Source organism: Cryobacterium sp. PH31-O1, assembly GCF_030063455.1.
GTDB lineage: Bacteria > Actinomycetota > Actinomycetes > Actinomycetales > Microbacteriaceae > Cryobacterium.
This window is the reverse complement of sequence record NZ_JASITB010000001.1, coordinates 803,352-824,223: the sequence shown is the minus strand read 5'-3', so window position 1 is coordinate 824,223 and position 20,872 is coordinate 803,352. Positions and strand designations below refer to the sequence as shown.

Sequence of the window (20,872 nt, the reverse complement as noted above, 5' to 3'; positions counted from 1 at the left end):
AGGTACGACTCCAGAGGTGTTGTGGTGTGGATCTGAGCTAAGTGGGGAAGAGCCGGGCGAGCCCGGCTACTCCTTTACGGCCCCATCGGTGGTGTTCATAATGCGTTTCTGAAAGATAAAGAACATGACGGCCACCGGGATGGTCATGATCGCCGCCGCGGCAAGCTTCAGCGGGTACTGGGTGCCCTGGCTCAGCTGCCCGGAGGCCAGCGAAGCCACGCCCTTGGTGAGCGTGGTTAGCTCCGGCGATTGGGTGGCGACGATGAAGTGCGACAGCTCATTCCACGAGCCCTGAAACGAGAGGATGATGATGGTCACCAGCGCCGGACGGGCCATCGGCAGCACAATCGACCAGAACACCCGAAAGGTGCCAGCCCCGTCGATGCGGGCCTGCTCCTCCACACTGGCGGGAATGGACTCGAAGAAGTTCTTCATGATGAACACGCCAGCGGCATCGGTGAGCAGCGGCACGATCATGGCCACATAGGTGTCGTAAATGCCGAGCTGGTTGATCACCAAAAACTTGGGGATCAGCAGCACCACTCCGGGCACGCTCATCACAGCGATGAGCAGGGCGAAGATCACGTTACGGCCCCGAAAGTGCAGCCGGGCCAGGGCATAGCCAGCCAGGGAGTTGAAGAACACCCGGCCCAGGGTGACAAAGACGGTGACGATGGCGGAGTTCCTAAACCAGACCGGAAAGTCTGAGTTGAGAAACAACCTCTCGTACGCAGCCGACGACCAGGTCGCTGGTATCAGCGACATCGGGTTCGATGCGGCGTCGGCATCCGTTTTAAACGAGGTGGCAACCTGAATCAGAAACGGGGCAACGTACACGATGGCAAGCACGATCAGCATGGCATAGAGCAGGGAACGACCGGCAACGGCCCGGGTGGGCAGCTGTTCTCGGCTCAGCGACTTGAGACGCTTCGACGGAGAGGGGGTTCGTACGGAAGGGGTCAGCGTGGCGCTCATTTGAAACCTCCGGACGTGGGGGACTGCAAGTAGGGGCGCATACGGCGAGCGGATACCTTGCGTTCGGCAAGAACCCACCGTTGAAACAGGGTGAAGACCACGATGATCACGAACAAAATGAACGCGATCGCGGCGCCCTGGCCCCAGGCCTGATTGGTGAAGGCCGACTGGTAGGAGAGATAAGCCGGGGTGAGAGTGGTCTTGCCCGGCCCGCCCTGAGTGCCGGTGTAGATCTGGTCGAACACCTGCCAGGCGCCGATCAAACCCAGGGTGAGCACGGTGAACAGGGTCGGCCGCAGCTGGGGGAGGGTGACCCGCCAGAACCGCTGCCAACCGTTGGCGCCGTCCATCACCGCGGCCTCGACAACGTCGCCGCTGAGGTTTTGCAGCGCGGCGATGAACAGCAGCATGAACGTGCCGCTGGTGGTGAACACCGCCATCAAAATGAAAGCGCTCATCGCAACGGATGGCCCGGCGAGCCATTCCCAGAAGGAGATTCCGAGAAAGGAATTTCCGGTCAGCGCAGCCGGGCCATTCTCGACGCCGAACACGCCGAGGATGTTGTGCAGCACGCCGCTGGGATCGTTGAACCAGTTCGGTCCGTTAATGCCGATAAAGGCCAGCAGCTTGTTGACGGCGCCGGTGGAGCTGAACAGGAACAGCCAGAGCACGGTAATGGCAACCGAGCTGGTGACCGACGGAAAGTAGAACGCGGTGCGAAAGAAGCCGCGGCCACGCAAAATCTGCCGGTTCACCAGAACCGCCAGGAACAGCGACAGCATGGTCTGGATTGGCACGACGAGCAGCACGTACCACGCGTTGTTACGAAGCGCCGTGCCGAAATCCTGTTCGGCCAGGCCACCACCGCCGAGCAGGGCGGAGTAGTTGTCAACGCCCACGAACGACACGGTGCTGGAGAAGGGGCTACCACGGCCGTTCCAGTCGGAGAAGCTGACCCAGAGGGCCATCAAAACCGGGACCACCAGGAACATGCCAAGCAGAACGATCATCGGGGCCGTGAAAAGCCACCCCGAGGCGGTCTCGCCGCCCCGAATGCTGGAGCGGCGAGACGTGCGAACAGGCGTCGACATGGTGGGCTACTTCACCAGCGCTTCGAGGTTCTTCTGCACGGAGTCCAGGATTGCCTGGGGGTCCCCGGTCTTCAGCGACTCGAGCTGTGCGTTCAGGTCGCTTACGACATCTGCCGAGCCCTGCACGTTGGGCACGCCCTTGGCGTAGTCGGCGCCATTGAGAAATGGCACCAGCGTGGGGTTGGCGCTCTTCCAATCCTCGGCGGCCGACATGATCGACGGCATCGGGCCAAACTCTTTGGAGAAAGTGATCTGGGCATCTTTGCTGGTGAGGTGTTCTACGAGGTCGAGGGCGGCAGCCTGATTGGGGCTGTCGGCGGCGATGCCCCAGCAGTTGGTGAATTGCAGGGTGCCTTTGCCCTCAGGTCCAGCCGGCAGCTCCGCGACGGTGTACTTCACGTCAGGAAAGTCGTTCTGCATGGCGCCGGTGATCCAGTTGCCCTCGATGGTCATGGCCGAGAGCTGCTTGCCGAACGCCTCGCCACCCCAGCCGGCACCGATGTCGCTGGCGTAGCTCATAACGCCGTCGTTCAGTAGCGTCTGCGCGTACTCGAGTCCGGCCACGTTTTCGGCGCTGTTCGCCGTTGCTTCGGTGCCGTCGGCGTTCATCAGGCTGCCGCCGGCCTCGGCCATGAACGCACCCAGACGGGCATATTCACCCCCGACGGCGAGCCCGACCTGAGTGCCGGTGGTGAGAGTTTTGCTCACGGTTGCGAGCCCATCCCAGGTGGTGGGGATGTCGGCATCCGTCAACCCGGCCTGGGCCCAGAGGTCGGTGTTGATGATCAGCTGCAGGGTCGAGAAATCTTTCGGGGCGCAGTAGAAGTCGCCGTCATAGGTGAAGGAACTGACCAGGCTGGGATAGAAATCGTCCTTGTTGGCCAGGTCATTGCCATAGGCGAGCAGCGAGCCGTTCGACGCGTAGCCGGCCAGGGCATCCGTTGAGAGGTAGAAGACGTCGGCTGGTTTCTGGGCGGCGAAGCCCTGAGCGAGCTGCTGGTTGAGATCGCTGGCGACGCTCACCTTGGCGTCGGTGCCGGAGGTCTTGGACCAAGCGGCCACTGCGGCGTTAACGGATGCCGTCTCCGCGTCGCCGCTTGAGCCGATCAAAATGTTAAGGCCTTGGGAAGAATCGCTGGTGAGCTCGCCGTCGGTGTTGGCGGCGTTGTCGCTGAAACCGGATCCGGAACCGCACGCGGTGAGGGTGAGGGCGCCGACCGTGAAGAGGCCGGCGCCGATGAGCCAGCGGGAGTTGCGTCGTTGCATTCTGTTGCTCCTTCGTTAGCGCTACGCTGCGCGCTTGCTTGTGTATGCGTCACAGTAGCCCACATTATTTGATCGATCAAATGTTTTCTTGGATCGATCAAATATTGAAATTTTGAAGCCGCCAGAAAAGCGGTACTGTAAGGAAACCGGCGTTGGAACGTACAAATAGCGAGGGCCCGTGCGCTCGCATTTACTCGGGGGAGAAGCGGCTATGACCACATTTTCCACGATTACGGATGTTGCACTGGCTGCCGGTGTCTCCCGCCAGACCGTATCGAACGTCATGAACTCACCTGGGATCGTGAAGGCCGATACCCGCGAGCGTGTGCAGGCCGCCATTGCCCGGTTAGGTTACCGCCCCCATGCCTCGGCACGACGGCTGCGCACGCGGCGTAGTTCGACGATCGGCATTCGGCTGGATCCGATGATCGACGGCATCTCCGGGTCAGTGCTTGATCGGTTCCTGCACGCGCTAACCGAGCAGGCCGACCGGCAGGGTCTGCGCGTGCTTCTTTTTACGGCCACCAGCCCTGAGGATGAGATCACACAGCTGCAGCGCTTGAACGACGGAGCCGATGTGGACGGGTTCGTGCTCACCTCCACTTTTGCGGGGGACCCACGAACCAAATGGCTGATCGAGAACAGAATCTCGTTCGTGACCTTCGGCCGACCGTGGGGGGTCGATGACATGGAAGACCCGCAGCATCTCTGGGTGGATGTGGACGGGTGGGCAGGACTGCACGCTGCGACTCGGTCGAGGCAAGATGCTGGGGCGCAGCGCATCGGCTACATCGGTTGGCCCAGCCCGTCCGGCACCGGCGAGGACCGTCGACGCGGCTGGCGCGATGCAATGATCGAGCGGGGGGATGTGACCGAAGACGAGCTGACCCGGCTTGAGGTTGTTACCGTTGACGGCGTCGCCCAGGGAACCGCCGCCATGCAAGAACTACAACGCACCGCGGGCCGCCTCGATGCGGTGCTCTGCGCCAGCGACTCGCTAGCCCTCGGCGCCATGATCGCCAACCCCGGGCGGCTGCCGGTCACGGGCTACGACAACACGCCCGTCGCCGCCGCGATCGGGCTGTCGAGCATCGACCAGTCGGTGCACGAGGTGGCTGCCGGGGTGCTGGAACTGTTGACCGGCGAGTTCGGTGGCAAGGTGCATGGCGCCCCGGAGTCGCTTGAGCCCAAGCACCGCATGATCACTCCGCGCTTGGTCGAGCGCGATTTTGCCGTGATCCCGTAGAGCGCCATTTTGGCCGTGCTCTTTCAGCCAAGCCCGAACCGGGGGTTTCGCAGCAGGCTGTCTTCGAGGAGTGTAGGTGAGTAATCCTAAGTAACCTGGGGAGTTGAACTATGAGCAATTCAGCATCACGCAATTCTGGCAATAACTTTGCCACCGGTAACGACGCTGGTGGTGACGTCGGGGAGGAATACTATCCGCCCGCCGATCGGTTTCTCACCGCGCAGATCTGGTGGATCGCCAGCGAACTGGTGCGGCGGCATCCGCAGCTGCGCATTGCCGGCGTGGAGGTCGACGAGGGCGACCGGTTGATCATTGTGCACGATGAGCACGGCGACCTCAGCATTCAGTGGGATCTCGTGGGCGGATGCCAGTACCTGGTAAACGGGCTCGTTCACGTGATCAGCTGGATCGAAATGATGGCCGCGTTCAGCCCACACGGGACGCTTAAACGTCTTGAGGAGGCGACTGGGCTCGGCATTCCCACAACTGCGCCGGCCACTACGCCGCGCACGCTGGCCTACCGCGTTATCACCAAAGCTCTGGTGGGTGCCGTGAACGATCGGCATGAGTGGTACGCCGTTACCGCACCGATGTTGGTCGAGCAACCGACCCACTATTTCAATGGCTTTCCTACCGCGGTGCTGGCGCGCTCCGCCTATGAAGTCGTCGCTGAACAGCAGGTGAACAACGCGGGCACGGTGTATTTCTTCCAGCCGTTCTGGGTCTTACTGCGCGACCTGGAGCCGATCGCTATCTTTGATGTGGCCGGCGTCGTGCACACGAGCAGCGGCGCAACATCACTTCTGCCGGTGTACGAAGAGCTGGATCACAATCTCACCCTGACCACGGCCCGAGTTCTCGGCCGATATCTGGCCTGAGACGCGCTCGTTGGCGTAGGAGGCAGAATTTAGGGCTGTATATCCCGGGCTTTCGGCAGCTCAAACCCCAGTGCACTCGAGATGAGCGCTGCCGCATTTACTACGGGAGTGGTGTAAATCGGCACCGCGGTGGCCTCGTTGAGCCTCGACGACGGAGCCACGATGCCCACCACGGCCACGACGTTGCCGTGGTGATCAAACACGGGGGAACTCACCGACGCCACCTCGGGCTCGCGTTCCTCGAACGATGACGCCCACCCCTGAGAGCGAATCTGGTCGAGCAGCTCGGTGGGCAGCGCTTCGTCGGGGGCCACGGTGAGTAGTTCCTGACGGGCGAACTCATCGAAGGCGAGAAACACTTTGCCCGCGGAGCCGAGGTGCAGCGGCATGACGGTTCCCACCTCGAGTACACGAGTAATGGCACGCTGCGAGCGGGCCGTAGCTACAACGGTGCGGTAGTGCCGCCATCGCACATAAAGCACCGACGATTCCTGGGTCTGCTCGCGCAGGCTTTGCAGCACTGGCCGGGATGCCTGGATGACATCGAGGCCCTGGGTGGCATTGATCGCCCACCGAGCGACGGCCAGGCCGATGCGATAGCCGCTGCCATCGCGGTCGAGAAAACCCTCAGACACCAGATTCTGCACGAGTCGTTGCGTCGTGCTTTCGGGGAGGCCGGCGCTCTTGCGAATGGCGCTCAGTGAGAGCGTGGGCTGATCCGCCGTGAAGCAGTCCATAATCTGGCGGATTTTACCGAGCACCAGAATGCGGTTCGCAGCTGTTTCGGGCACGAGGCCTCCTTTGAACGCGGAGCGAGCCGCAGCATCCGTTGTCATAAGTCAATCATCGTTGCGGTTGGGAGTGAACCGCTACTAAGGTTCATGTAACCACATCGCGAGTCTACGACTCACAATGTGAGTGAAAATTTGAAAATCCGGCCTGTAAGGAATCTAAGACGATGACGTCAGTAGAAGAAGCACACGCACCGGCGATCCAGCTCGACGGCTGCACCAAGGAGTTCGTCACACCGCAGGGGGGCTCATATTTTGCGGTGAAGGGCATTGACCTCACGGTGATGCCGGGCAAGTTTGTGTCGATCGTGGGCCCGACCGGCTGCGGCAAGTCCACCGTGCTCAACATGGCGGCGGGCCTGATGACGCCGAGCGAGGGCGAGGCGCGCAGCTTCGGAGCCCCGGTCATGGGCGTGAACCGCCGAGCTTCTTACATGTTTCAGCAGGATGCCCTGTTGCCGTGGAAAACCGTGCTCGACAACGTGGCGCTTGGCCTCATTATGCGCGGAGTCAACAAGAAGGAGGCCGCCGCAGAGGCCCGTCGCTGGCTCGCCAAGGTGGGCCTTTCCAACTTTGAAGACCGCTACCCGCACCAGCTCAGCGGCGGCATGCGCAAGCGCACGTCGATTGCCCAGGCCTGGATCGTGAACCCCGACATTCTGCTCATGGACGAGCCCTTCTCCGCCCTTGACGTGCAGACCCGCCAGATCATGGAGAACGAACTGCTCGAAATCTGGCAGGAGTCTGGCAAGGCCGTGATCTTCATCACCCACGACCTCGACGAAGCGATCGCCCTCAGCGATGAGGTCGTGCTGCTCAGCGCCGGCCCGGCGAGCCACGTGGTGGCCCGTTACGACATCACCCTGCCACGCCCGCGCAACCTGCTGGAGATTCGCGACGACCCGCAGTTTGTCGAGTTACATCGCGAAATCTGGGGCAAATTGCGCGACGAAGTGGCTAAGACCTACGCGGCGAAGGCGGCCTGACATGACGATCACCACCGGCAGAGCGGATGCCGCGCCCGCCGCATCCGCTGTTCGTGACCATCGCGCACCGGCTCGCCCGCGCAGCGAAACCCCCGCCGCCCTTATGCGCGTCTACCAACTGCTCCTGACCGCGGTGGTGCTCGGCACCTGGGAGATACTCGGGCGCGCGGGCCTGATCGATACGTTCTTCTTTTCGTTGCCGAGCGCCATCGGCGTGGCTGTCTGGGACTGGATCATAAGCGGCTTTATCTTTCCGCACCTGTGGATCACCCTGCAGGAGGCCCTGTACGCCTTCATCATCGGAACCGGGCTCGGCCTTGTGCTCGGGTTCTTGCTCGCACGGGTTCGTTTTCTCGAACGGCTCTTTGAACCGTTCGTGCAAATGTTCAACGCCCTGCCCCGGGTCGTGTTGGCGCCGATCTTTCTGCTGTGGTTCGGGCTCGGAATCGAATCGAAGGTGGCCTTTGGCGTTACTCTCGTGTTCTTTATCGTGTTCTTCAACGTGTTGCAGGGCGTGAAAAGCGTCGACAAGGTGCTGCTCGATAACGCCCGCATGCTCGGTGCCACTGAACGCCACCTGATTCAGCACGTGGTGCTTCCCAGCGCCCTCACCTGGATTTTCTCGAGCCTGCATATCAGCGTGGGCTTCGCCATTGTTGGTGCGGTCGTCGGTGAATACCTCGGTGCCGCCGCCGGGGTGGGGTACGTCATTGCGCAGGCGCAGGGCGTGTTCGATACCGAGGGTGTCTTCGCGGGCATGTTCATTTTGATGATCGTGGTGCTTTTTGTTGACCTCGGCGTGAACCGCCTCGAACGCTATTTGTTGCGCTGGCGCCCGGTGCCCGGCGCGTAACCCCGTAGCCCTCCCCAAGAAAGAAGAACATCGTGCAGCTATCTAAAAAGTTCACTCTGGTCGGCGCCGCGCTTCTCACGGCCACCCTATTTGCTGGCTGCAATAGCACCGCAGACGGGGGATTGGATGCCGGTGCCGCGCCGAAGGTCACCATCGGTATTGGCGGCCAGACCCTGCTGACGTACCTGCCCACCACCCTCGCCGAACAGCTCGGCTACTACGAGGAGGAGGGCCTGGATGTTGACCTGCAAGACCTGCAGGGCGGCTCGAAGGCCCTCACCGCTCTGCTCGGCGGCAGCGTTAACGTTGCGAGCGGCTACTACGAGCACACCATCCAGATGCAGGCGAAGAAGCAGAGCATCACGTCGTTCGTGCAGATGGGCAAGTCCCCGGCGCTCGCGCTGGTCGTGGCGCCCGGCTCGACCACGAAGATCACGTCGCTTGAAGACCTCATGGGCCAGAGCGTTGGCGTGACCGCACCGGGCTCGTCTACCCACACGATGCTGCGTTTTCTGCTCGAAGAAGCCGGGCTGAACCCGGATGGCGTCAGCGTTGTCGCGATGGGGGCCGGGGCATCCGCTGTGGCCGCCATGGAATCCGGCGGGGTCGTGGCCGGAGTGATGCTGGAGCCCGACATCTCGGTGCTCGCCAAACGTACAGACTCCACTACGGTGACCCTGGCCGATCTGCGCTCGCCCGCTGGCGTCGAAGAACACTATGACACCGACATGTGGCCGTCGTCGTCCTTCTACAGTCAGAGCGATTGGCTCAAAGAAAATCCCGAGACCGCAAAGAAGCTGGCCAACGCACTCACCAAGACCCTCGCCTACATCGCCGACCACACCGGTGCCGAAATCGCGGCCGAAATGCCTGAATCCTTCAGCGGCGGCGACCTGGAACGCTACGCTGCCCTCATCGAGCAGCTCAAACCGCAGCTAACCGAAGATGGCCGCAATTCCGAGGCCGGCGCCGAAGCCGTGCTCGACACGCAACGCATCGCCAATGCCGAGGTTGGCGACGCCGAGATCACTCTCAGCGACACCTATACCAACGAGTTCGTCGGCGGAAAATAGTCGCGGTGCAGCCGGTACTGCGGCATCCGTTGGAAAGGTAGTCGATATGACCGATGTAGCCCCGCTCGCCGGAATCCGTGTGCTGGAACTCGGCAATTTCATTGCCGCACCCACGGCGGGGCGCATGCTGGCCGACTTCGGAGCCGAGGTAATCAAGGTAGAGCGCCCAGGAACGGGAGACGAACTTCGCAATTGGCGGCTGCACGGCGGCAGCACGTCCATGCTGTTTCGCACCATCAACCGCAACAAGAAATCCATTGTGCTTGATCTCAAGACTGACCTTGGCCGCCGCACAGTTCTTGAGCTCGTTGCGCAGTGCGACGTGGTACTCGAGAACTTTCGCCCCGGCACGCTGGAGAAGTGGGGGCTGGGGGCGGAGGCTCTCAACGCGGTGAACCCCGACCTGATTCTCACCCGAGTGTCAGCGTTTGGACAGACCGGACCGCTGTCCCAACGTCCCGGATTCGCCGCCGTCGCCGAGGCGATGGGCGGTTTTCGAAACCTGGTGGGCGATCCCGACCGTGCGCCCGTGCGGGTGGGCGTATCAATCGGCGACTCAATCGCCGGGCTCTACGCCGCTTTTGGTTCAGTCATGGCACTGTTTCAGCGCGAAGTGCGTCGGGGCAGAACGGATGCCGCGCTCGCGCTGCACGAACGCGTCATCGACGTGGCGCTGAACGAGGCGATGCTCTCCATGATGGAGTCACTCGTTCCCGACTACTCCGCGTATGGCGTGGCGCGTGAGCGGGTGGGCGGTCGGATGGATGGCATCGCTCCGACGAATGCGTACATGTGTGGCGATGGCGCGAGCATCGTCATCGCCGGTAACGCTGATGCAATCTACCGGCGCTACATGCAGGTAATTGGCCGCGACGACCTCGGAACAGACCCGGGGCTGCAGACGAATGCGGCACGGTGGCTGCGGCGCGACGAACTGGACGCGGCTATTGGGGTCTGGACGGCCACGCTGACGGCTGCGGCGGCCTTGAAGATTCTGGAGGCGGCGGGCGTTCCCTCTGGTCCCATTTACACGGCCGCAGACATTTGCGCGGACCCGCAGTATCAGGCACGCAATATGATCCAGCGGTTTGACGTTTGCGACGGTGCACAGCTGTTGTCTGGAGTGGAGTTTTCGGGAATTGTTCCGGTAATAGGCGACCGCTCCCTCGATATCAGGACCCTTGGGCCAGACCTGGGGCAGCATACGCGTGAGGTGCTGGCGACGGTATTGGGCAAGAGTGAGGAAGACATCGAGCTGATCATGATTGAGTTGGAGCGCCCCTGATGTTCACTTTCGAGCCAAGCGCGGTTCTGCGCGACGTCACCCTGCGTGACGGTCTGCAACTCACCGGGGGGCTGCTGAGTACGAAACGCAAGCTGGCTATCATTCGGTCGCTATTGTCTTTCGGCGTGGAGTCGCTTGAAATCGGATCCATGGCCCGGCCAGACCTCGTGCCGTCGATGGCCAACACCCTTGATGTGCTGACCGAACTGACGCCCGACGAACAGGCGCGCTGTTGGGTGTGGGTCGCCACGCCGCGGCACGTGGAGCGCGCCGCGGCGGCCGGGGCGCGTAACTTTCAGTACTGTTTCTCGGCAACGGATGCCCACAACCAGGCTAATATCGGGCGCACCACCGAGGCGAGCCTGGCCGCTATGCCGGCGGCCGTGGAGATTGCGCGCGCTGTGTCGGGACAGATCCAGCTGTGCATCGCGACGTCATTTACCTGCCCGTTCGACGGCCAGGTTGCGCCAGAGCGAGTGCTGGAGATTGCCAGGGACGAACGTGCGCTTGGTGCCTCACACGTGGTGATCTGCGACACGCTCGGCCAAGCGGTGCCGGCTCAAGTGTCGTCCCTCATTACCCGCGTGCGTCTGGAAACGCCTGTTCGTGAGATCGTTTTTCATGGGCATGACACGTGGGGCCTGGGCGTGGCGAACACCCTGGCCGCAATTTCGGCCGGCGCTACCATGGTGGATGGTGCCCTCGGCGGGTTGGGCGGATGCCCGTTCGCGCCGGGAGCCAGCGGCAACACCGCGAGTGAAGATGTTCTCTTTGCTACGCGACCTTCGTGGGTCACACCCGCCGGTTTCGGCTCGGTCGTGCGTCTGACCGAGGGGCTTCTCACCGAGCTCGGCGAACCGAATCGCTCGAAGGCAGCGCAGGGGGCGCGCTCTCCCGCCAAGGCATTCGACTGGGTGATGTAGCGGCTCGCGTAAGACACCGATCGAAACGTTTGCGAGTGCACTTTCCCAGAAAGCCGTGCGGAAACTCTGCTCTATCGTCTCGTGCTGAAAAAAATCTGTCTTGCTGAGCTATGGACTCACTGTTGAGTCCGTGATGATGGGCTGACGCTGAAATGGCGGACAAGCCATGGCGCAGAGGTGAGGGGCTATCGCTCGGCGACTGACTGTGTTTGCTCTTGCCATTCGCTTAAAAACAACGGCATTCACGGCAGGCACCGCCTGGCGCGAACGCCCGGCGTATCACTTACTCGGTAGGACGCTCCTGCGTGGGCTGCGTCAGCTTTCCACAACGCGCTTGAGCGAAACCAAGCCCTTGTCCAGGTCGGCACCGATCAGCTTTTCCATGTTCATCACGAGGCCAAAGGCTCGGGAGGCAAACGTTTTGGGGCTCAGCATGGTCCAGACCACGGTCGTGGCGGCATCTCGCTCGGTCAGATCGAAGTGCACGGTGCTGCTCGACTTGAAGGGGCGGGTGAAGGCCAAATCAACGTCGACAGAGGTGCGAGAAACAGCGGTGACCACCATTGTTCCGGCACCGGCTTTGCGGTTGCCATCCCACGCATAGGTGGAACCGACCGAGCCCTGCTCGCCGCCATAAGTACGTTTGAGGTCGGGGTCCATGCCCTCCCATGGCGACCAGGCCACCCACTGGGTGAAGTCGACGAGGTGTGGGTGAATCGCGGCGGCCGTCGCGTGAATGACCGTCGTTCGCTCGATGGTGGTGTAGTCGGTCATGATCGGCTCCCATGGGTCGGATAATGCCCTCACTTTAGCCAGTTACGCGGGAACTGGCATTAGGCGAGAGCTGGCATTGTGCCAAAGCTCATTGTGAATGCAAGACCTAACGAGCGTCGAGGCGGGACGGCGCCGTGTACCCCGGCTGCGGACGCGACGCGCAAATTCTCGTCGTTAGACTGGGCACAGGTTTAGCTCGATGCCTGCACCAACCCCCAATCGACACCGCATCGTCGCGGAAAGGTCATCTATGCCCAGCAGGAACGCGATCGACACGCCTTCTCCCCGCCCGTCGGCATCCGCTGTGAACGGGCCCGACGTCTTGCTTGAGTGCGACGGGCACCTGGCCCGGATTATTTTGAACCGGCCCAAGGCACTCAACGCCCTGACCCACCCAATGATCTGCGAGATCGCTGCCGCCCTGCACGATTGGGCGGACGACCCCGAAGTGCACACGGTGTTGCTAACCGGCAGCGGCGACCGCGCCCTCTGCGCCGGCGGCGACATCGTCTCGATCTACCGCGACGCGCGCACCAACCCCGAGGAGAACGCGCAGTTCTGGGCCGATGAGTACACGCTCAACGCGCAGATCAAGCGCTACCCCAAACCGTATGTAGCGCTCATGGACGGCATCGTTCTCGGCGGGGGAGTGGGTGTGAGCGGGCACGCCTCGCACCGGGTCGTCACCGAACGCACCAAACTCGGCATGCCCGAAACCACAATTGGTTTCGTGCCCGACGTGGGCGGAACCCACCTATACTCCCAGGCCCCCGGCGAGCTCGGCACCCACCTCGCCCTGACCGGTGTGACCATGACCGGCGCGGATGCTATTGCGCTCGGCCTCGCCGACAGCTTCGTCGATTCGGCCGGGCTCGACTCCCTCATCGACGCTCTTAAGCGGATGCCTGTTGCCGCAGCTATCGCCCAGCACGTCGCGTCGACGGTTCCGCCGGCGCCGCTGCTGGCCGAACGGACCTGGATCGACCAGTGCTACGCCGGAAACGACCTGCCCGCGATCATTGAGCGGCTGCAGTCGTCACCCGTTGCTGCCGCGCGCGAGGCGGCCGCCACCATTCTGGCCAAGTCGCCAACCGCCGCCACAGTGACGCTTGAATCGCTGCGACGCGCGCGCACCCTCGACAGCCTCGAAGCGGTGCTCGAACAGGAATACCGGGTGTCGCTGCGCATGGTGGCCGGCCCCGATGTGATCGAGGGCATTCGCGCCCAAGTCATCGACAAGGACCGCAATCCCGCCTGGCAGCCGAGTACCCTCGACGCCGTGACCACCGCCGCCGTGCAGGCGCACTTCGCGTCGCTGGGGGAGCGCGAGTTGCATCTGCCGCGCGTAAACGCACCCGAACTGACCCTGCACGAATCAACCGAACGAGAGGCCATAGCGTGAGCGAAACGACACCGACCAACTCAACCGAGATCAACGCCGATACCTACGACAATATTCTGCTCGAACGCCACGGCCGGGTCGGCATCATTGCGCTCAACCGCCCGAAAGCACTGAACGCCCTCAACTTCGATACCATGCAAGATGTCGTCGGTGCTGCCACCCGGCTCGACGCCGATCCCGAGATCGGTGCGATCATCATCACCGGTTCGGAGCGGGCCTTCGCGGCCGGCGCCGATATCAAGGAGATGTCGACCATGAGTTACATGGACATGTACCTCGCGGACTGGTTCGCCGGCTGGGACCGCCTCGCTGCCGTGCGTACCCCCGTGATCGCCGCGGTCTCAGGGCATGCCCTCGGCGGTGGCTGCGAATTAGCCCTGCTCTGCGACTTCATCATCGCCTCCGATACCGCCACCTTCGGGCAGCCCGAGATTAAGCTCGGCGTCATTCCCGGCATGGGCGGGTCGCAGCGTCTCACCCGCGCCGTCGGCAAGGCCAAGGCCATGGAGATGATCCTCACCGGTCGCACCATCGGCGCGGTCGAAGCCGAACGTGCCGGCCTCGTCGCTCGCATCGTACCGGTCGCCGACCTGCAAGCCGATGCCCTCGCCACCGCCACGGAGATCGCGGCGAAATCGGCGCCGATCGCCATGCTCGCCAAGGAGGTCGTGAACGCGGCGTACGAGTCGACGCTGAGCGCCGGCATCCACTTGGAGCGTCGCCTCTTTCACTCGGTGTTCGCCACCGACGACCAGAGCGAGGGCATGGCCGCCTTCGTCGAGAAGCGCACGCCGGTCTTTACGAACCGCTAGCGCGCGCTCTTCCAGCTGTACTCGTTCTCGGGCCGACCCGGCGTGCCGTAGCGGGGTGTGCGCAGCACGAGACCCGCATCGGAGAGATACTCCAGGTACCGCCGCGCCGTCACCCGCGACAGGCCAAGCGGTTCCATGAGCTCGCTCGCCGATACCGGCGCGACCTGCGCCTGCAGGTAGGAGACCACCGGGCTCAGGGTCGAATCGGACAGTCCCTTCGGCCGAGGAATATCGGTCGGCGCGCGCAGGCTCGCAAACGCGTGATCGACCGCTGACTGCGTCACAACGGATGCCTGCGCGTTCAGTTCCGAACGAAAATCCCGGTAACTGGTCAATTTCGTGGCAAAGGTCGAATAGGTGAACGGTTTGATCAGATACTGCACAACCCCGGCCGCGATCGCCCCACGCACATTGTCGAGGTCGCGCACCGCGGTGATCGCGATGATGTCTGTGGAAAGGCCCGCCGCACGGATGCGCCGGCTCACGTCAAGCCCGTGACTGTCTGGCAGGTTCATGTCCATGAGCACGAGGTCGATCGGAGTGCCGGCCGCGGCAGCCGCCGCGACCCGGCGAAACGCATCCTGCCCGGTGCCGGCCGTACCGACCAGTTCGAAACCGGCGAGCCGACCGACGTAGACCGCGTGCGCCTCGGCCGCGAGCGGTTCGTCTTCGACGACGAGCACGCGAATGAGCGGTAGCACGGGCTCAGACATAATCGACCGCCACCGCGGAATCGGTCGACCTCGCCACGGCCGGAATGGTCGCCGTGAAGACGGCGCCCTCACGTCGACCGATGGTGAGTGTGCCGCCGAGGCGCGTCACCGCCTGCCGCACCAGCGCCAGACCGAGCCCCCGGCCCCCGACCGAACGGCCCACCGAGCCTCCACCCTTGGTACTGAAGCCGAGCCGCAGCACGTCATCGATGACATCGGGTGCCACACCCGCCCCACTGTCGGCGACCTCGATCGTGACGGCCCGCTCGGTCGAAGACACCGTAACCGACACGCGCCGCGGGGCGGTGCCGGCGACCGCCGCGTCGAGGGCATTGTCGACCAGGTTGCCGAGCACGGTCACGAGATCCTGGGTCGACAACCCCGACTGGGTCAGGGTGCCAGAGGCGGTGACCGTCAGAGCGACCCCGAGCTCATTGGCCTGCGCCGACTTGCCCATGATCAGGGCGCTGATCACGGGTTCGTCGACCGAACCGACCATTTCGTCGGCGAGTTGTTGGCTCAACTCGAGATCCGCCGTGGCGAATTCGAGGGCCTCATGCGTGCGACCGAGTTCCATGAGTGAGACGATCGTGTGCAACCGGTTGGAATGCTCGTGAGTCTGTGCCCGCAGGGCGTCGGAGAGTGTCTGCATGGACTGCAACTCGCTGCCGAGGTTCTGCAGATCGGTGTGGTCACGAATTGTGGCCACGAAACCCATCGGCTTTCCGCCATCGATCGAGGTGGATGGGGCCATGGCCGGTTCCTGGTTCACGACAAGCACCCGGGTGCCGGTGAGATGGATCTCGTCGTGGGCGGTACGGCCGCTCTGCAACAACTCACCGAGACTCGGCGGCAGGCTCAGCTCGGCGAGGGCGGGCGGGGGCGTGGTGCTGCCCGCAGTCGGCCTCGGCAAAATACCGAGCAGCCGCGCCGCCTGGTCGTTATACAGCACGAGGTCCCCGTGCAGATCGACCAATACGAGCCCTTCCTTCACCGAGTGCAGCACCGAGTCGTAGTACACGAACACCTGCGCGAGATGCTCCGGCCCCCAGCCGAGCGTCACCCGGCGCAGATACCGCCCGAGCAGCCAGGTCACCATCGAGCCCGATGCGAGCAGGCCGAGCGCAAGACCGAGCACCGACGGCAGGCGGGCGTTCAGGGCAATTGTGATGTTGCTCGTAGTGGTGCCCACCGCGACGAGCCCGCGCACGGAGCCGTCGGCATCCGTTACCGGCACCACAGCACGAACGGATGGCCCGAGCGTTCCCGTGCTAATTTCTGTGAAGGCCCGTCCTGACAGCGCCGGTTCGATCGTACCGATGTAGTCCTTGCCGATTTCGGCCTGCGTGGGGTGGGTCCAGCGCGTGCGGTCCGGGGCCATGATCGTGATGAAATCGAGCCCGGCATCATCGCTCAATTGCAGGGCATAGGGCTGCAGCGACGCGCTCGGATCGGTTGACTCACTCGCGGTGAGTACGAGGGGACTGTCGGCGATCGCCGTGGCGACTGCGAGCATCCGGCTGCTGGTCTCGTCGTAGCCGCGATCGCGAGCATCGACGAAGAAGGCCGTTCCGACGAAGACGGTGAGCACCACGATGAACAGGGCGTGCGCGAAAAAGAGCCGTCGGGCGATGCTCCATTCCCTGCGCACTAGCTGCCTCTCTCGTGAGTTCGTGAACAATATGACCGCAACCGTGTGTTCGCGGGCGCCCTCAGTCAGTCTGGTACGCATTGCAGCAGCCGGAGCCCCTGACGGGTGAGGTTAAGCCTAGACATAGGAGTCTGACATGGCATCGACGCCATCAACCCGTACTAAATCTAACAAAACAGGCAAGACCAAGAAGAGAATCGACTCGTCGCACTACCTCTACATGGCCGTTATCGTGGCGGTCGTGCTCGGCATCGCCGTCGGCCTCATCTGGGGCGGACCGGAGGGCTTCGCTGTTTCGCTCAAGCCGCTCGGTGACCTGTTCATCGCACTGATCAAGATGATGATCGCCCCGATCATTTTCTGTACGATCATTCTCGGTATCGGCTCGATCGCCAAGGCAGCTACGGTCGGCAAGATCGGCGGTCTGGCCCTCGGCTACTTTTTGATCATGTCCACCTTCGCGCTCGGCATCGGCCTCGTCGTGGGAAACATGATCCACCCGGGTGAGGGCATCAACCTGACGGACGCCACCTTCAAGGCCACCGAATCTGCCGATACCAAGGGGTTCCTGCTCGGAATCGTGCCCGCCACGCTGTTCTCGTCGCTGACCAGCGGCAACATCCTGCAGACCCTGCTCGTGGCACTCATTGCCGGCTTCGCGCTGCAGAAGATGGGCCCGGCCGGCAAACCGATTCTCGAAGGCATCGCCCACGTGCAGGCCCTGGTCTTTCGAATTCTGATCATGGTCATGTGGCTCGCTCCGATCGGTGCCTTCGGCGCGATCGCCGCGGTCGTCGGTGCTACCGGCATCCAGGCCGTGATCAGCCTGTTCACACTCATGGCAGCTTTCTACATCACCTGCATCATCTTTATCGTGGTCATCCTCGGCGGACTGCTCAAGCTCGTCACCGGCGTGAACATCTTCAAGCTGATGCGTTACCTCGGCCGGGAATACCTTCTGATCTTCTCCACCTCGTCCTCTGAAGCGGCCCTGCCGCGCCTGATCGCCAAGATGGAACACCTCGGTATCTCCAAGCCCGTCGTCGGCGTAACCGTGCCCACCGGTTACTCGTTCAACCTCGACGGCACCGCGATCTACCTCACCATGGCGTCGCTGTTCATCGCCAACGCGCTCGGCCAGCCGCTCGCCCTCGGTGAGCAGATCGGCCTGCTCGTCTTCATGATCATCGCCAGCAAGGGTGCCGCCGGAGTCTCCGGCGCCGGCCTCGCCACCCTCGCCGCCGGCCTGCAGGCCCACGCCCCGCAGCTCGTCGGTGGGGTTGGCTTCATTGTGGGCATCGACCGTTTTATGTCGGAGGCACGCGCGCTGACCAACTTCACCGGCAACGCCGTGGCCACGGTCATGATTGGCTCCTGGACCAAGGAGATCGACCGGGTTCAGGTTGATCGAGTGCTCGACAAGCTCGAACCCTTCGACGAGCGCACCATGCTCACCCACGGTCATGTGAGCGCCGCCGACACGCAGCGCTCCGCCGAAAAGACAGCGCAGTCCGAAGTGTTGGAGCGCGCGCCGCTAAAATAGCGAGCACTAGACTCACGCTAAGGGTGTCGTCCGGAGGAATCCTCCCGGGCGGCACCTCTGTGTTTACCGGTTTCGGATTGCCTAAATCCGGGTGTGTTAGGGTTGTTTACGGTCTTACAGCCCCTTCACCAGGACGCGCACGCGTAGCCACCATTTGAGATGGAACGGTCGCGATCGTATGGTCTGTCATCAAAGGAAGCGATCCCATGATCGCTCCAGCCCCCGCTGAATGTCGTGATCGGGCCGGTTGATGCTTACCCGTCCGACAAGACAGCATTCTGCCTCGTCAGTCGTGAAATCGACTACGTTCGGTCTGCGCCGGAGAACGAGTGACCGAGAGCAACACAGCACCCATTGCCGTTAAGGCAGACCACCTGTATAAAGCGTTTGGGCGTCGCCCGCACGAGATCGTCAAAAAGCTTAAAGCCGGCAAGAACCGCGATGAACTCTCATCGCTCGGGGTTGCCGCCGTTATCGACGCCTCCTTTGAGGTGAAAAAGGGTGAGATCTTTGTTGTCATGGGCCTATCCGGCTCGGGCAAGTCAACGCTCATTCGCATGCTCAACGGACTGTGGGACACCACCTCCGGCACGGTGACCGTGGGCGAAACCAACATCACGGACATCTCGGCGAAGGAACTGCGCGAAGTGCGCCGCAAAAGCATCTCGATGGTGTTTCAGCACTTCGCCCTGTTGCCGCATCGCACGGTGATTGACAACGTAGCCTACGGCCTGGAGATTCAGGGCATGGGCCGAGACGAACGTCTCGCCAAGGCGCAGACGATCATTGATCTGGTTGGCCTGGCCGGCTGGGCCGAGAATTTGCCGTCCGAGCTGTCGGGAGGAATGCAGCAGCGGGTCGGACTCGGCCGTGCCTTAGCAGCCGACACCGACGTGTTGCTCATGGACGAAGCGTTCTCGGCTCTTGACCCCCTGATTCGCCGCGAAATGCAGGAGCAGCTCATCGAGTTGCAGGCCGCTCTGGGTAAAACCATCATCTTCATCACCCACGACCTGAATGAGGCCATGTTTCTCGGTGACCGTATCGCGGTCATGCGTGACGGGCGCATCGTGCAGATCGGTACGCCAGAGGAGATTCTCACCGACCCGGCCAACGACTATGTGGCCCAGTTCGTGCAGGATGTCGACCGCGCCCGCGTGCTGACCGCCGCCAGCGTGATGGAACCGGTGCGTTCGGTCATCACCAAAACGGCCGGCCCTCGGGCCGCGCTGCGCACGATGCGTGACCTGCAGACATCGGTCACCTTCGTGCTCAACCGCGACCGCAGTTTTGCCGGCATCGTGCGCGACCGTGATGTGCTCAAGCTCGTCAAGCGGGGCGAGACCGACCTGCGCAGCATCATCCGGGATGACGCCACCGCGGTGCTGCCCGACACCGCGCTGGTCGACCTGGTTGAGCCCTCGGTGGAGAGCGAACTGCCCATCGCCGTCGTCGACGAGAAAAACCGTCTGCTCGGCGTGATTCCGCGGGTCACCCTGCTCGCCGCCATCGGCAACGTCACCACGAATACCGGTCCGTTGCCCGTTGTGATGCCGCCGGCCACGATCTCGATCAGTCAGATCACCGACGTTCTGGGCGAGTCCGCCGACGACACCCACCTGGCCACCGAAGGAGCCCGCGCATGACCGACTTTCGCCTGCCGTTGGGTTCCCTCGTTGAATCGTTCGTTGACTACATCACCGAAACCTTTGATTTTCTTTTTGTCTTTATTCGTGCCGTGTTCGACGGCGCCTATGAGTCGATCGAGTATGTACTCGGCGAACCGCCGTTCTGGGCGATCATGCTCGTGTTGGGCGCTCTGGCCTTCGGTATTCGCGGCTGGAAGTTCGCGGTGGGAACCATTGTTGGCCTCGTTGTCATTCTCGGCGTCGACCAGTGGGACAACGCCATGGACACCCTCGCGCTCGTGCTCGTTGCCAGTGTGCTCACCATCGCGATCAGCGTGCCCCTGGGTATTCTCGCGGCCAAGTCCAACCTCGCGTCCAACATCATCCGTCCCGTGCTCGACTTTATGCAGACCATGCCGGCTTTCGTCTATCTCATTCCGGCCCTGATTCTGTTTCGCGTTGGGGTGGTGCCGGGTATCGTCGCGACTATTATCTTCGCGATGGCACCGGGCGTGCGTCTGACCGAGCTCGGTATTCGCAGCGTTGACAAAGAGGTCGTGGAAGCCGGGCAGGCCTTTGGTGCCTCCCCCTGGCGCATCCTCCGACAAATTCAGCTGCCCCTGGCTACTCCCACCATCATGGCGGGTATTAATCAGGTCATTATGCTGTCGCTGTCCATGGTCGTCATCGCCGGCATGGTCGGTGCGGGTGGGCTCGGGGCGGAGGTCGTTGCGAGCCTCAACCGCATCGATATCGCCCTCGGCTTCGAAGCGGGCCTCTCCGTGGTGATTCTGGCCATCTTCCTTGATCGCATCACAGCCTCGCTTGGAGACACGCACTCCACGGGCATGTTCGGTTCCATTCGTGTCGTGCTGCGCGGCCGCAAGCAAACGGATGCCGCACCCAGCTCCGTTCCGGCCCTCGCACCGACCCAACCCGCCCGCGTGTAACCGGGCTGTCTCCAGACTTACGGGTGCGTCCG

19 protein-coding genes are annotated in these 20,872 nt (G+C 62.7%); 12 read left to right on the top strand and 7 right to left on the bottom strand.

Annotation, left to right across the window (positions count from 1 at the left end; all coding sequences use genetic code 11):
• Positions 1-66: 66 nt before the first annotated feature.
• From QMK31_RS03945 to QMK31_RS03935, 3 genes are all read right to left on the bottom strand, one after another.
• Positions 67-858: a carbohydrate ABC transporter permease gene (locus QMK31_RS03945; protein WP_283499819.1), complete on the bottom strand. Its 792-nt coding sequence runs from the start codon at positions 856-858 to the stop codon at positions 67-69.
• Between the two features lie 113 nt (positions 859-971).
• On the bottom strand, positions 972-2,066 hold the full coding sequence (locus QMK31_RS03940; RefSeq protein WP_283499617.1) for a carbohydrate ABC transporter permease: 1,095 nt from the start codon (positions 2,064-2,066) through the stop codon (positions 972-974).
• Between the two features lie 6 nt (positions 2,067-2,072).
• Positions 2,073-3,332 carry a sugar ABC transporter substrate-binding protein gene (locus QMK31_RS03935; RefSeq protein ID WP_283499616.1) on the bottom strand — a complete coding sequence of 420 codons (1,260 nt, stop codon included), beginning with the start codon at positions 3,330-3,332 and terminating at the stop codon, positions 2,073-2,075.
• 211 nt (positions 3,333-3,543) lie between these two features.
• Here QMK31_RS03935 and QMK31_RS03930 point away from each other — a divergent pair, with 211 nt between their 5' ends.
• Entirely contained in the window at positions 3,544-4,578 is a 1,035-nt protein-coding gene (locus tag QMK31_RS03930; RefSeq protein WP_283499615.1) for a LacI family DNA-binding transcriptional regulator, read from the top strand.
• 110 nt (positions 4,579-4,688) lie between these two features.
• Positions 4,689-5,456 (top strand): TY-Chap2 family putative peptide chaperone, encoded by a 768-nt coding sequence (locus QMK31_RS03925; protein ID WP_283499614.1) that lies wholly within the window; start codon positions 4,689-4,691, stop codon positions 5,454-5,456.
• 29 nt (positions 5,457-5,485) lie between these two features.
• Here QMK31_RS03925 and QMK31_RS03920 read toward each other — a convergent pair whose 3' ends face one another.
• Complete coding sequence (locus QMK31_RS03920) at positions 5,486-6,247, bottom strand: IclR family transcriptional regulator (RefSeq protein ID WP_283499613.1); 762 nt, start codon at positions 6,245-6,247, stop codon at positions 5,486-5,488.
• A gap of 167 nt (positions 6,248-6,414) precedes the next feature.
• Between QMK31_RS03920 and QMK31_RS03915 the strand changes: the two genes are divergently transcribed.
• The 5 genes from QMK31_RS03915 to QMK31_RS03895 are packed head-to-tail and all read left to right on the top strand — an operon-like array spanning position 6,415 to position 11,367.
• Complete coding sequence (locus QMK31_RS03915) at positions 6,415-7,233, top strand: ABC transporter ATP-binding protein (protein WP_283499612.1); 819 nt, start codon at positions 6,415-6,417, stop codon at positions 7,231-7,233.
• A gap of 1 nt (position 7,234) precedes the next feature.
• Positions 7,235-8,086 (top strand): ABC transporter permease, encoded by an 852-nt coding sequence (locus QMK31_RS03910; protein ID WP_283499611.1) that lies wholly within the window; start codon positions 7,235-7,237, stop codon positions 8,084-8,086.
• A 32-nt stretch (positions 8,087-8,118) separates the two neighbouring features.
• Positions 8,119-9,159, top strand: coding sequence for an ABC transporter substrate-binding protein (locus tag QMK31_RS03905; RefSeq protein ID WP_283499610.1), 1,041 nt, complete (start codon positions 8,119-8,121; stop codon positions 9,157-9,159).
• A gap of 46 nt (positions 9,160-9,205) precedes the next feature.
• Positions 9,206-10,444: a CaiB/BaiF CoA transferase family protein gene (locus QMK31_RS03900; protein ID WP_283499609.1), complete on the top strand. Its 1,239-nt coding sequence runs from the start codon at positions 9,206-9,208 to the stop codon at positions 10,442-10,444.
• The gene (locus tag QMK31_RS03895; RefSeq protein ID WP_283499608.1) at positions 10,444-11,367 is read left to right on the top strand and encodes a hydroxymethylglutaryl-CoA lyase-like TIM-barrel protein; all 924 of its coding nucleotides are present in this window, start codon (positions 10,444-10,446) and stop codon (positions 11,365-11,367) included. The genes QMK31_RS03900 and QMK31_RS03895 overlap by 1 nt, the downstream gene beginning before the upstream one ends.
• 315 nt (positions 11,368-11,682) lie before the next feature.
• On the opposite strand, the gene QMK31_RS03890 is transcribed toward QMK31_RS03895, so the two are convergent.
• Positions 11,683-12,141, bottom strand: coding sequence for an SRPBCC family protein (locus QMK31_RS03890; protein WP_283499607.1), 459 nt, complete (start codon positions 12,139-12,141; stop codon positions 11,683-11,685).
• A 250-nt stretch (positions 12,142-12,391) separates the two neighbouring features.
• Here QMK31_RS03890 and QMK31_RS03885 point away from each other — a divergent pair, with 250 nt between their 5' ends.
• Entirely contained in the window at positions 12,392-13,543 is a 1,152-nt protein-coding gene (locus QMK31_RS03885) for an enoyl-CoA hydratase/isomerase family protein (RefSeq protein WP_283499606.1), read from the top strand.
• Positions 13,540-14,355 carry an enoyl-CoA hydratase gene (locus QMK31_RS03880; RefSeq protein WP_283499605.1) on the top strand — a complete coding sequence of 272 codons (816 nt, stop codon included), beginning with the start codon at positions 13,540-13,542 and terminating at the stop codon, positions 14,353-14,355. Before QMK31_RS03885 ends, QMK31_RS03880 begins: the two co-directional genes overlap by 4 nt.
• Here the strand turns inward: QMK31_RS03880 and QMK31_RS03875 are convergent.
• Together QMK31_RS03875 and QMK31_RS03870 are read right to left on the bottom strand one after the other, a co-directional pair.
• On the bottom strand, positions 14,352-15,068 hold the full coding sequence (locus QMK31_RS03875) for a response regulator (RefSeq protein WP_283499604.1): 717 nt from the start codon (positions 15,066-15,068) through the stop codon (positions 14,352-14,354). The two genes, QMK31_RS03880 and QMK31_RS03875, sit on opposite strands and share 4 nt — an antisense overlap.
• Positions 15,061-16,719: a sensor histidine kinase gene (locus QMK31_RS03870; RefSeq protein ID WP_283499603.1), complete on the bottom strand. Its 1,659-nt coding sequence runs from the start codon at positions 16,717-16,719 to the stop codon at positions 15,061-15,063. The genes QMK31_RS03875 and QMK31_RS03870 overlap by 8 nt, the downstream gene beginning before the upstream one ends.
• Before the next feature lie 136 nt (positions 16,720-16,855).
• Between QMK31_RS03870 and QMK31_RS03865 the strand changes: the two genes are divergently transcribed.
• The 3 genes from QMK31_RS03865 to QMK31_RS03855 all read left to right on the top strand — a co-directional run bounded on the left by QMK31_RS03865 (position 16,856) and on the right by QMK31_RS03855 (position 20,840).
• Positions 16,856-18,262: a cation:dicarboxylate symporter family transporter gene (locus QMK31_RS03865; protein ID WP_283499602.1), complete on the top strand. Its 1,407-nt coding sequence runs from the start codon at positions 16,856-16,858 to the stop codon at positions 18,260-18,262.
• A 329-nt stretch (positions 18,263-18,591) separates the two neighbouring features.
• On the top strand, positions 18,592-19,908 hold the full coding sequence (locus QMK31_RS03860) for a quaternary amine ABC transporter ATP-binding protein (protein WP_283499601.1): 1,317 nt from the start codon (positions 18,592-18,594) through the stop codon (positions 19,906-19,908).
• Entirely contained in the window at positions 19,905-20,840 is a 936-nt protein-coding gene (locus tag QMK31_RS03855) for an ABC transporter permease (protein WP_283499600.1), read from the top strand. Before QMK31_RS03860 ends, QMK31_RS03855 begins: the two co-directional genes overlap by 4 nt.
• The last annotated feature ends 32 nt before the right edge of the window (positions 20,841-20,872 follow it).